Source organism: Halobacillus sp. BBL2006 (assembly GCF_000786645.1).
GTDB lineage: Bacteria > Bacillota > Bacilli > Bacillales > Halobacillaceae > Halobacillus.
On record NZ_JRNX01000250.1, the window covers coordinates 1 to 12,031 of the forward strand.

Genomic DNA, 12,031 nt, shown 5'->3' on the forward strand with positions numbered 1-12,031 from the left:
AAAGCCGCCTGCCGCTATGAAGGACGACAGGCGACTCGATGATAAAATTATTCGTCAGTTTCATCTTCAGAAGGGGTTTGCTCCACTTCCGTTCCCTCTTCTGGGGTTTCAGAAGCAGATTCTTGCTCAAGAGCTTCTTCAAGCATTTCTTCCTCTTCTTTTTCAGACTCTACACGAGCAACAGTGGCCACTTCTTCTCCATCGCCAAGACGGATCAAGCGTACACCTTGCGTGTTTCGTCCAGTTTCAGAGATGCTTTCGACCGGCATACGGATGAGAACGCCGCTCGCGGTAATGATCATAACATCCTCTTCGCCATAAACGGCCTTCGTCGCTACGACCTGACCATTTTTGTCGGTCAAGTTACAAGTAATGATCCCTTTACCACCACGGTTCGTAATTCGGTAATCACTTGCAGGAGTACGTTTACCATACCCTTTACTTGTAACGGTAAGGACTTGTAGAGAGTCATCAAGGATCTCCATAGAGACGACTTTATCATCTTCACGTAAGGAAATTCCTTTCACACCGGCAGCTGTACGTCCCATTGCTCTAATCTGGTCCTCATTAAAACGGATCAGGTATCCATTTTGAGTACCAATCATGACATCTTTGGCTCCATCCGTCATACGAACGGAAATCAGCTCGTCATCTTCACGTAAGCCAAGGGCAATTAATCCGCCTTTACGGATGTTAGCAAATTGAGATAGGGTCGTACGCTTCGTAATCCCGTTTCTCGTTGTAAAGACTAAGTACCAATCATCAACAAAGTCTTCTACCGCAATGACAGCGTTAATCCATTCATCACGTTCAATATTAAGCATATTGATAATCGGAATCCCTTTAGCTGTACGACTGAACTCAGGTACTTCATACCCTTTCGCTTTATACACTTTCCCTTTATTCGAGAAGAATAATAGCGTGTTATGGGTGGAAGTAGAAAGCAGGTGTTCCACGAAATCTTCTTCGTGTGTGCCCATTCCTTGCACTCCACGTCCACCTCTACGCTGAGAGCGATATGTGCTTGCAGGCAGACGCTTCACATAACCCTGATGTGTCAGCGTAACAATGATCGTCTCTTCCGGAATCAAGTCTTCATCTTCAATGAAGTCTGTTCCACCAAGAACGATTTCTGTACGACGTTCATCGTTATAGCGTTCTTTAATGTCGAGAAGCTCTTCACGAATGATTTCAAGTACCTTCTCATCATCGGCTAAAATTGCTTTTAATTCACCGATCAATTTGATAAGATCCTGGTATTCATCTTCAATTTTCTCACGCTCTAAACCTGTTAGACGCTGCAAACGCATATCAAGGATCGCTTGTGCCTGCTTCTCGGAAAGACCGAAACGTTCCATCAAGCCGGTACGCGCGATTTCTGTCGTTTGCGATTCACGAATGAGCGTAATGACTTCGTCCAAATGGTCCAATGCCACTCGCAAACCTTCTAGAATGTGAGCTCGTGCTTCTGCTTTACGAAGTTCATAAGCCGTACGGCGTTTAATGACTTCTTTTTGGTGTTCTAGATAATATTCTAAGCACTGTTTCAAGTTCAATACTCTAGGATGGCCGTTAACAAGCGCCAGCATGTTGATACCGAACGTTGATTGCAGTGCCGTCATTTTATAAAGATTGTTCAATAGGACGTTAGGATTTGCGTCGCGTCGCAATTCGATAACGACTCGCATGCCGTTACGATCGGACTCATCCCGCAAATCAGTGATGCCATCAATCTTCTTATCACGAGCGAGATCAGCAATTTTTTCAACCAGGCGAGCTTTGTTCACCTGATACGGGAGCTCTGTAACAATTAAGCGAGCTTTTCCATTCGCCTGCTCCTCGATGTCGACTTTCGCACGCACCGTGATTGAGCCTTTTCCGGTTTCATAGGCTTTTCGGATTCCACTCAGTCCAAGAATTTTACCGGATGTCGGGAAATCTGGACCGTAAATGTAATTTTCCATCAGCTCTTGAATGGAAATCTCAGGGTCTTTACTAACGGCAAGGACAGCATCGATCACTTCACCGAGCTGGTGGGGAGGGATGTTGGTTGCCATACCTACAGCGATTCCAGATCCTCCGTTAACGAGCAAGTTCGGGAATTTCGCTGGTAGTACGATCGGTTCTCTTTCTGTACCGTCGTAGTTGTCGTTATAATCGATCGTGTCTTTATTGATGTCACGCAGAATTTCCATCGAAATTTTGGACATACGTGCTTCTGTATAACGCATGGCAGCTGCGGCATCCCCATCGACAGAACCGAAGTTTCCGTGGCCATCGACTAACATGTAGCGATAGTTGAAATCCTGGGCCATCCGTACCATCGTATCGTAAACGGCAGAGTCACCATGTGGGTGATACTTACCAATTACTTCCCCGACAATACGCGCGGATTTTTTATAGGCTTTATCTGCGTGCATTCCCAAATCATGCATCGCATATAAAATCCTTCGGTGTACGGGTTTCAAGCCGTCACGAACATCAGGAAGCGCACGGGCAACGATGACACTCATCGCATAGTCTAAGAAAGATGTACGCATTTCTTGACTAATATTCACTTCCTGCACGCGTGGGCGTTCGGGTTGATCCACCATTCTATTTACCTCCTAAATCACCTAGGGAAGAGAAAGGAAGAATCTCCTTCCTCTCATCATTTTTGGCTATGTTGTTGCTATCATTTATTTTAAACGTCTAAGTTTTGAACGTATTGAGCGTTTTCTTGAATGAAGTTACGGCGTGGTTCTACTTTATCTCCCATAAGGATATCGAACGTTTCATCCGCTCCGATCGCGTCTTCCAAACTTACCTGAAGAAGTGTACGCGTTTCAGGATCCATCGTCGTTTCCCAAAGCTGTTCAGGGTTCATCTCCCCTAGACCTTTATAACGCTGGACGCCTGGCTTCGGAGAATTTGGAAGTTCACCAAGAATATGATCGAGCTGCTTATCGCTGTAAGTATAATAAATCGCTTTTCCTTGCTGAATCTTGTATAGAGGCGGCTGAGCGATATAGATATATCCATGCTCGATCAGCGGACGCATGTAGCGATAGAAGAACGTCAACAAGAGAGTACGGATGTGAGCCCCGTCGACATCGGCATCAGTCATGATGACAATCTTATGGTAACGGGCTTTGGAAATATCAAAGTCTTCTCCAATGCCTGTTCCGAGAGCCGTAATGATGGCACGTACCTCGTTATTGGATAAAATCTTATCCAAACGGGCTTTTTCAACGTTGATGATTTTACCTCGCAAAGGAAGAATCGCCTGGAAGTGACGATCACGTCCTTGTTTTGCAGATCCTCCTGCAGAGTCCCCCTCAACGATGTACAGTTCAGAAATGTTGGCATCTTTAGAAGAACAGTCAGCAAGCTTACCAGGCAGGTTGGATACCTCAAGTGCATTTTTACGACGAGTAAGCTCTCGCGCTTTTTTGGCAGCCATACGGGCTCTTGAAGCCATTAGACCCTTTTCAACAATGCTTCTGGCCATGTTCGGGTTTTCAAAAAGGAACTTCGAGAAACCTTCAGAAAATAGATTATCAGTGACTGTTCGCGCTTCACTGTTTCCAAGTTTTGTCTTCGTTTGTCCCTCAAACTGAGGATCCGGATGCTTGATTGAGATAATCGCCGTTAATCCTTCACGTACGTCATCCCCCGTCAAGTTCGGGTCTGTTTCTTTGAACATGTTATTTTTTCGTGCGTAATCGTTGATGACACGTGTCAGACCTGTTTTAAAGCCGGACTCGTGGGTTCCGCCTTCATACGTATGAATGTTATTCGCATAGGAATAAATATTGCTCGCAAAACCATCGTTGTACTGTAAAGCAATTTCAATGGAGATCTCATCCTGCTCGTCTTCAATGAAAAATGGCTCATGCAAGCCTTCGCGTGTACGATTCATATGCTCGACATAAGAAAGGATTCCGCCTTCATAGAAATAACTTACAGGTTCTTCATCTGTACGTTTATCTTCGATCGTAATCGTCAATCCTCTATTTAGGAATGCAAGCTCACGAATACGATTGGCTAACGTTTCAAATTTATATTCTTCGGTTTCTGTGAAAATCTCAGGATCGGGCTTAAATTGAATCTTCGTTCCCGTAATATCGGTTTCTCCGATCACCTTCAAGTCTTCTTCCGGAACTCCGCGATGAAAGGCTTGATAGTGGATTTTCCCGTCTCGGTGAACAAAAACTTCAAGCTTACTAGACAAGGCATTTACTACAGATGCCCCTACACCGTGCAGTCCACCAGATACTTTATAACCTCCACCACCGAATTTACCTCCAGCGTGAAGCACCGTCATGATAACCTCTACTGCTGGACGTCCTGTTTTCTCCTGGATACCAACAGGGATGCCCCGCCCGTTATCGGTAACGGTAATACTATTATCCTTTTCGATGATCACTTGAATATGATCGCAAAAACCGGCCATGGCTTCATCGATACTATTATCGACGATTTCCCATACTAGATGGTGCAAGCCTTTCTCGTTCGTTGAACCGATATACATACCTGGTCGCTTACGAACCGCTTCTAATCCTTCTAGTACCTGTATCTGACTTTCATCATAGGACTGTTGTCCTTCAATTATTTCTTCCTTCATGGTACTCACCTACATTTCTCAAGTGGTTTGACTCTTAATCTCTAACGAAAAACTTATCAGCCTTCAGTCTCTTCTGAGAAGTCCTCCAGCTTATTTAACGTCGACATCATATTGGCCCGCTTCTTCAATGTGAAAACGGAAAGCGGACTAAAGTAGATGAAATCATCAGTTATTACAATCGATTTGGCCTGATTATCTTCTGTTTCCACCACTTGTTTATTTTTTCGTTGATTAAAGATCATCTCTTCTATGATCGAAGAGGAGGATACTAAACTATGATCAATGATCGACACAACATCTTTAGACTGAATTACGTGATCGTCACCGATGTGAATGAACAATTTGCCACCTCATTTCTTGACTTCTATTGTTCCTTCTTTAACCTCAAAAATCTCTGCATTCTCAAGCGCTTCATGCTCAATTCCATCTATACTCGTCGTCGAGACGAACGTCTGCACCTTGCCCTGAATGGTATGAAGCAAATGGGATTGTCTGAAATCATCCAATTCACTCAATACGTCGTCCAATAAAAGAATTGGATATTCACCTACTTCACTATGAATCAGTTCGATTTCAGCCAGTTTCAAAGATAGTGCTGTCGTTCTTTGCTGCCCCTGGGACCCATAGGTTTGTACGTCTTTTCCATTCACATAAAAAATAAGATCATCTCTATGAGGACCGGCAAGAGTTGTCCCTCTCTCGATTTCTTTCGATTCAATATCGGAAAATTTTTCCTCATACGTACTCTTTATTGTTTCCAAATTCATATCCTCTGATACTTTCACACTTGCATCATAGGCAATTTCTAGCTTTTCGAGCTGTCTGCTGATCCCCTCATGGATCGGAGTCGCCCATGATCGCAGCAGTTGCATGAACTTGAAACGGCGTTCAATGATCGTGACCGCATGTTCAATCAGCTGATCGGTCATGACGCCTAACATCGTCCGATCGGCCTTTGGTTTACGCTGCAGCTCTTTCAATAAATGATTTCGCTGCCTTAAGATTTTTTGGTACTGTCCTAAGTGATAAATATAAGCGGGTTGAATCTGTCCGATTTCCATGTCAATAAACCGACGACGCACCTGAGGACTCCCTTTAACTAGATTGAGGTCCTCAGGTGCAAACATGACCACATTCAAAGCTCCGATATAATCACTCAGGCGCTTTTGTTCGATATGATTTAATTTCGCTTTTTTCCCTTTGCTGGATACGACGATTTCTAAAGGGAAGCGGCGATTCCGTTTATATATACTCCCTTTTATTTTACCATACTCTGCGTCCCATTGTATTAACTCTTTATCTCGAGGTGTCCGATGAGATTTTGTAAAAGCTAAGACATAGATCGCTTCCATCAGATTGGTTTTTCCCTGGGCATTTTCACCAATGATGACATTGATGGTATGGTCGAATGTCAGCGATAGTTGATCATAATTTCTGAAGGATCGCAAAGACAGTTCATGTATATACATAAAATTCCTTCCGTACTATTCTTCCCGTACGACTTCAAACACGCCGAATTCTTCTATTTCTACCGTATCTCCCAGGTAAAGCTTACGGCCTCTGCGATTCTCCAGTTCTCCATTTACGTATACATCGAATTCACTTAGGAAAATCTTTACCATTCCACCGGATTCGACAACATTCGCCAATTTAAGAAACTGGCCTAATGGAATGTATTCGGTTGATATTTCTATATGTTCGCTCATTTTATTCACCCTATTTCATGAATTCACCTTCTTCTATTTTACTAAAGATGAAGGTGTAAGAAAAGTCCAACCCAAATAAGGGGTAACTAAAGAAAAAATGAGGGTGCCGTTATCTTCATAACAGCACCCTTCTTCATACATAGCGGCAGTCTTTATTTTTTATTAATTAATACGTCCGTACCGGTAAAATCAATTGTAAGATCTGGTCATCATCCACAGGACGGATCAAGAACGGACGCATCGCCCCTGTAAATTCAACTTTAACTTGATCATAATCCACAGCTTTTAAAGCATCCATCATATATTTTGCACTAAACGAGATTTTTAAGTCTTCCCCTTCTACATCGTCGGCTAACACTTCTTCGACAACGTTTCCGACTTCAGGTGAATTCCCGGTAATTTCTAAATGGTTGTTTTCTTTCGTGATAAGACGAACTACATTGTTACGATTTTCTTTCGCTAAAAGTGAAGCACGATCAACAGATTGCAACAATTCTTTCGTGTCGATTTTAACGACCGTTTTACTTTGTTCAGGAATCAAACGGGAAGTTTCCGGATAATTTCCGTCTAAAAGTCTAGAAAGGAAATATAAATGTTTCGTACGGAATAACACCTGATTCTCTGTAACACTCACTTCTATTGTTTCTTCTGAGTCATCAAGAATTTTATTTAATTCTGTAAGACTCTTACCTGGGATAACGACAGCTGGTAGTGCTTTTCCTTCCGGCTGCTCCAAAGGAATTTTACGAGAAGCTAGACGGTGACTGTCCGTAGCGATGAACTCTAACTCCCCATCTTCCATTTTAACATGGACACCCGTCAGGATCGGTCGTGTTTCTGAAGTTGAAACAGCAAATACCGTTTGACGAATCAAGTTTTTCAAGAGGTCAATCGGTAGTTCAAAGCTATCCTCAGTATGTAATTGAGGAAGCTGTGGGTATTCTTCTGGATCCTGTCCATTCAAATGAAATTCAGCGTTACCAGAACGAATCGTTACATTTCTATGGTTATCGCTTTCGATCTCTACCGTGTTCTGAGGTAGTTTTCGAACAATATCAGGAAAATACTTCGCTTGAAGTACGATACTTCCTGGCTCGATATTCTCAACGTGCACGATTCCATCTTCTTCTTGAGGAATAAAAGATTCGATAGAAATATCTGAGTCACTACCTGTTAATTTAATTCCTTCTTCACTGGCTTCGATTTTCATCCCGGTCAAAATAGGGATTGTTGTTCTGGATGAAATAGCCTTCATGACATTTTGGACGCTATTGATCAATTGATCTCGCTGGATAATAAATTTCATGAATACACTCCTCCTACTGAGCATATATTAATTATATTTTTATCTTTTAAAACCGTAATAGTAATAGTATGGGCTGTGGATTTGTGGATAAGTGTATTTTGCTTTACCACTTGTAGTCTATCCACATGTGGACAGGCTGTTGATGTACGTGATTCAGTTATACACATTATCCACTTAGTGCTTCAGCTGCTCACGAATTTCATCCAGTTCTTTTTGGAGCTGCTGATCATTCGCGATCATTTTGGATATTTTCTCATGTGCGTGAATAACGGTCGTATGGTCACGTCCCCCGAATTCTTCTCCGATTTTAGGCAGAGAAAAGTCAGTCAGCTCTCTCGATAAATACATCGCGATCTGACGTGGGAAGGCCACTGATTTTGTTCGTTTCTTCGCTGGAAAATCTTCCAGTCTCACATTATATTTTTCACCGACCATTTCTTGGATGGCTTCTATAGTGATGATTTTAGGTTTGGAACTAGGAATGATATCTTTTAACGCTTCAGCTGCTAAAGAAGCATTGATATCACGATTGATTAGAGAGGAATAAGCGACTACTCGGATGAGTGCACCTTCCAGCTCTCTAATGTTCGTATCAATTTGATTGGCGATATAAAGCATAACTTCATTCGGTATATCCAAACCTTCAGCTTTTGCCTTTTTCCTCAAAATCGCAATCCTTGTTTCAAGATCAGGAGGTGTGATATCCGTAATCAGCCCCCACTCGAAACGAGAGCGTAAACGGTCCTCTAATGTTGGGATTTCCTTAGGAGGACGGTCACTGGAAATAACGATTTGCTTACTTTCTTCGTGTAACGTATTGAACGTATGGAAGAACTCTTCCTGTGTTTGTTCTTTCCCTGCAAGGAATTGGATATCATCTATAAGAAGCACGTCTACACTTCTGTATTTATTACGGAAGTTTACGGCTTTATTGTCACGGATTGAATTGATGAATTCGTTTGTAAATTTTTCCGATGAAAGGTAAACCACCTTTGCATTCGGATTGTGATCTAAAACGTAATGCCCAATGGCATGCATCAAGTGGGTTTTACCTAATCCTACTCCCCCATAAATGAATAATGGATTATAGGCTTTAGCGGGTGCTTCTGCCACGGCGAGTGATGCGGCATGGGCAAACCGGTTACCGGATCCGATGACGAATGTGTCGAACGTATACTTAGAATTCAACATGCTTTGTGGTGATTCTTCACTGCCATTGTTCTTCACATCTGGCACTTTCTTTGAAGACAGCTTCACGTCGTCCATTGATTCTTCTTTTGTTTCCGGAATAATGAATTTGGCGATTAATTCGGCCCCTGTTACTTCATAGAGCGTCTCCGTAATTAACCCTTCATATTGATTTTCTAGCCAATCCCTGGCGAACTCATTTGGAGCTACGATTGTTAAGGTATTTTCGCTCAAAGAATCTGCCTTCGTAGCTTTTAACCAGGTTTCGAAACTAGGTTTACTGATCTTCTCTTTGATTTTTTCCAAAGTATTATTCCAAAGTTCGTGAATGTTCTCCAAATATTTCACCCCTTTCTCTTTGAATGGAAAACAAAAAAGCCTTTCGTTCTCTTTTTCGAACGGTGCAAAAGGATCGAAAGGCGTTCGTATAAGGTTTGTATAATTGCTTGAAGCTCGAATACTTCTAAACCATGTGGATGAATAAAGATTGATTTCAATAGTTTTATAGAATGTTATTTTCATTGTCCACATCGCTGTGTATAATCGCATAAACAAGTGTGTTAATAAATGTCCACACGTTATCCACAATCTGTGGAAAACATTTTTAGGATTCAGAAGTAATTCACGGTTAAACACAAATATAATACCAGATAAAATCTAGAGTTGCAATGGTGTATAGGAACTTATCCACAATCACAACAGCTTGTAGACAGACGCTATCCACAACACTATATTTTGTGATTAACATGTCGATATTTGCTGTGGACAGTCGTTTTCGCTCGAAAAAATTATTCACAGCACCTGTGTATGTTCGCAATTTCGTCTCTAATTTGCAAGCTTTTTTTTATTCAAGCGCATTTTTTGTTATAGTACAGAAACTGTTATATAACTGATTGGAAGTTTAAGCTGGATCCATTCGGATGCTAAAAAGGACATTGACAGAAAAACAGCTTTTTATTATAATTATCGGGACTGCCTTTTAGATGTATGTTTTTAAGGATTTTACCTCAGGAGGTGTAGATATAATGAAACGCACATTTCAACCAAATAACCGTAAGCGTAAAAAGGTACACGGCTTCCGTGCGCGCATGAGCTCTAAGAACGGTCGTAAAGTTCTAGCACGTCGTCGTAGTAAAGGAAGAAAAGTTTTATCAGCATAGGCCACTGAAAACAATCAGTGGTCTTTTTTCTAGTATAGGAAGATTTTTTTAAGCAGGGTGGATCTTAAACATGAAGAAAGCTTATCGGATCAAGAAAAATGAAGAGTTCCAGAAAGTGTTTAAGCATGGAGAGTCTTTTGCGAACAGGCAGCTGGTCCTCTATTACATGAGGAAAAACGATCAGAGCCATTTCCGGATCGGTTTGTCTGTAAGTAAGAAAATCGGACCAGCAGTCGTTCGTAACCAGGTGAAACGGTATTTAAGGCAAGCCTTTCATGAACTGGAGGACCAGATCCATCCTAACTTTGATTTTGTCATTATTGCTAGAAAACCAACCAATCAAATGAACTTTCATGAAGTGAAACGAAGCTTGACCCATGTTTTATCGCGGTCTAAGCTCTTGAATAAGAGAAAATAACGAAATCATATAAGATTTTTAATCCTAATGATGCTACACTGTTGAAAGAATAGGCAGGAAGTAGATCAAGAAACATAGAATATTGGAATGAGTGTTCAATAAGGAGGAAGGAACGTTGCGTAATAAGATGATAGCGCTGCTTGCGATGGCAGGCGTGCTTACGTTCCTATCCGGGTGTACTCAAGTTAATGAGGATATCACCGCGGATAGCACAGGATTTTGGAATGAATATGTCGTTTACCCACTGTCACAAACGTTAATGTTTTTCGCTGATCTGACAGGTGGAAGCTATGGTTTAGCAATTATTATCGTAACGATCATCATTCGAGTACTTTTACTGCCTCTAAACGTAAAGCAGTTGAAGAGTTCGAAGGCGATGCAGGATATTCAGCCTCAATTAAAAGAGCTACGTGAAAAATATTCTTCAAAAGATGCACAAACTCAACAAAAACTTCAGCAGGAGACGATGCAGCTATTCCAAAAGAATGGTGTGAATCCTTTAGCTGGTTGTTTACCAATTGTTGTTCAAATGCCGATTTTGATTGGATTTTACCACTCCATCATGAGAACGGCTGAAATTCAGACACACAGTTTTCTTTGGCTGGAATTGGGGCAATCCGATCCATTCCTGGCAATTTTGACAGCAGGAACGACATTCTTACAACAGAAGCTGATGATGGCAGGCGGAGCAGCAGCTCAAAATCCGCAAATGCAAATGATGCTTTATATCATGCCGTTAATGATCGGTACATTTGCTTTCTTCTTCCCATCAGCTCTTGCCCTATACTGGATTGTCGGTAATATCGTTATGATTCTTCAAACCATTTTCATCCGTAAACCAATGATGAAAGATGCGACGGGAGGAGCAAGCGAGTGAAGCAAATAACTGCTACTGGAACTACAGTTGAAGAAGCGGTCCAATCAGCACTAGAGCAACTACAGTCATCAAAGGACCAAGTCGATGTCGATGTCATTGATGAAGGAAAAAAAGGGTTTCTTGGCTTTGGGACAAAGCCTGCAATCGTTAAAGTTTCCATTAAGAAAGATCCAGTGCAGGATGCCGAATTATTCATCTTAGAAGTAGCAGAAAAAATGGGTGCTCCTGTTCATATAAAAACAGAAGTAAACAATCGTGATATTTCCATGGAATTAGAAGGCGAGAAAATTGCCATTCTTATAGGAAAGCGCGGGCAAACGTTAAACTCCTTGCAGTATTTGGCCCAGCTTGTGGTCAATCGAGAATCTGATCAATTTTATACGGTGATGCTGGATGCAGAAGGCTATAGAGGAAGAAGAAAAGAGACTCTAGAAAACTTGGCCAACCGGTTAGCTGAAAAAGCTGTTCGAACTGGAAGGGAAGTCAAGCTTGAACCTATGCCATCGTATGAAAGAAAGATTATTCATACCGCTTTGCAACATCATAAAAAAGTGGAAACGGATTCGGATGGCAGCGATCCACGAAGACATGTCGTCATCCGTCCATCCTAGTAACTCCAATAGTGAAATACTTCTGCCGGCTGACAGGCAGGAGTATTTTTTTGTTTTCGGTCTTTGCTCATAAATTGAATATCGAGTTATTCACATGTGGATAATGGAGAGAAGACAGATATGTAAAAATCCATGTTGATATCTTTTCAACACACACGG

General features: G+C 41.7%; 11 protein-coding genes. 4 read left to right on the plus strand and 7 right to left on the minus strand.

Annotated features, from left to right (window positions below; translation table 11 throughout):
• Positions 1-47: 47 nt before the first annotated feature.
• The 7 genes from gyrA to dnaA form a co-directional block, all read right to left on the minus strand.
• The gene (gyrA, locus tag LD39_RS08300; protein WP_052158779.1) at positions 48-2,594 is read right to left on the minus strand and encodes a DNA gyrase subunit A; all 2,547 of its coding nucleotides are present in this window, start codon (positions 2,592-2,594) and stop codon (positions 48-50) included.
• Positions 2,595-2,683: 89 nt separating this feature from the next.
• Entirely contained in the window at positions 2,684-4,606 is a 1,923-nt protein-coding gene (gene gyrB, locus LD39_RS08305) for a DNA topoisomerase (ATP-hydrolyzing) subunit B (RefSeq protein WP_035545104.1), read from the minus strand.
• Positions 4,607-4,662: 56 nt separating this feature from the next.
• Positions 4,663-4,947: an extracellular matrix regulator RemB gene (gene remB / locus LD39_RS08310; RefSeq protein ID WP_035545107.1), complete on the minus strand. Its 285-nt coding sequence runs from the start codon at positions 4,945-4,947 to the stop codon at positions 4,663-4,665.
• A gap of 9 nt (positions 4,948-4,956) precedes the next feature.
• A complete protein-coding gene (gene recF / locus LD39_RS08315) occupies positions 4,957-6,075 on the minus strand; it encodes a DNA replication/repair protein RecF (RefSeq protein WP_035545108.1) in 1,119 nt (372 codons plus the stop codon).
• A 15-nt stretch (positions 6,076-6,090) separates the two neighbouring features.
• Positions 6,091-6,312 (minus strand): S4 domain-containing protein YaaA, encoded by a 222-nt coding sequence (yaaA, locus tag LD39_RS08320; RefSeq protein ID WP_035545109.1) that lies wholly within the window; start codon positions 6,310-6,312, stop codon positions 6,091-6,093.
• 166 nt (positions 6,313-6,478) lie between these two features.
• Positions 6,479-7,618 (minus strand): DNA polymerase III subunit beta, encoded by a 1,140-nt coding sequence (gene dnaN, locus LD39_RS08325; protein ID WP_035545111.1) that lies wholly within the window; start codon positions 7,616-7,618, stop codon positions 6,479-6,481.
• 174 nt (positions 7,619-7,792) lie between these two features.
• Entirely contained in the window at positions 7,793-9,145 is a 1,353-nt protein-coding gene (gene dnaA / locus LD39_RS08330; protein ID WP_035545122.1) for a chromosomal replication initiator protein DnaA, read from the minus strand.
• Positions 9,146-9,831: 686 nt separating this feature from the next.
• On the opposite strand from dnaA, the gene rpmH reads away from it, so the two are divergent.
• The 4 genes from rpmH to jag all read left to right on the plus strand — a co-directional run bounded on the left by rpmH (position 9,832) and on the right by jag (position 11,872).
• Positions 9,832-9,966, plus strand: a complete 135-nt coding sequence (rpmH, locus tag LD39_RS08335; protein ID WP_035545113.1) for a 50S ribosomal protein L34 — start codon at positions 9,832-9,834, stop codon at positions 9,964-9,966.
• Between the two features lie 70 nt (positions 9,967-10,036).
• Positions 10,037-10,384 (plus strand): ribonuclease P protein component, encoded by a 348-nt coding sequence (gene rnpA / locus LD39_RS08340; protein WP_035545116.1) that lies wholly within the window; start codon positions 10,037-10,039, stop codon positions 10,382-10,384.
• A 115-nt stretch (positions 10,385-10,499) separates the two neighbouring features.
• Positions 10,500-11,261, plus strand: a complete 762-nt coding sequence (gene spoIIIJ / locus LD39_RS08345; protein WP_035545118.1) for a YidC family membrane integrase SpoIIIJ — start codon at positions 10,500-10,502, stop codon at positions 11,259-11,261.
• The gene (jag, locus tag LD39_RS08350; RefSeq protein WP_035545119.1) at positions 11,258-11,872 is read left to right on the plus strand and encodes an RNA-binding cell elongation regulator Jag/EloR; all 615 of its coding nucleotides are present in this window, start codon (positions 11,258-11,260) and stop codon (positions 11,870-11,872) included. The genes spoIIIJ and jag overlap by 4 nt, the downstream gene beginning before the upstream one ends.
• The last annotated feature ends 159 nt before the right edge of the window (positions 11,873-12,031 follow it).

Coding starts and splice junctions, on each gene's coding strand:
- gyrA (WP_052158779.1), bottom strand. CDS start 2,594: ATGGTGGATCAACCCGAACGCCCACGCGTGCAGGAAGTGAATATTAGT.
- gyrB (WP_035545104.1), bottom strand. CDS start 4,606: ATGAAGGAAGAAATAATTGAAGGACAACAGTCCTATGATGAAAGTCAG.
- recF (WP_035545108.1), bottom strand. CDS start 6,075: ATGTATATACATGAACTGTCTTTGCGATCCTTCAGAAATTATGATCAA.
- yaaA (WP_035545109.1), bottom strand. CDS start 6,312: ATGAGCGAACATATAGAAATATCAACCGAATACATTCCATTAGGCCAG.
- dnaN (WP_035545111.1), bottom strand. CDS start 7,618: ATGAAATTTATTATCCAGCGAGATCAATTGATCAATAGCGTCCAAAAT.
- rpmH (WP_035545113.1), top strand. CDS start 9,832: ATGAAACGCACATTTCAACCAAATAACCGTAAGCGTAAAAAGGTACAC.
- rnpA (WP_035545116.1), top strand. CDS start 10,037: ATGAAGAAAGCTTATCGGATCAAGAAAAATGAAGAGTTCCAGAAAGTG.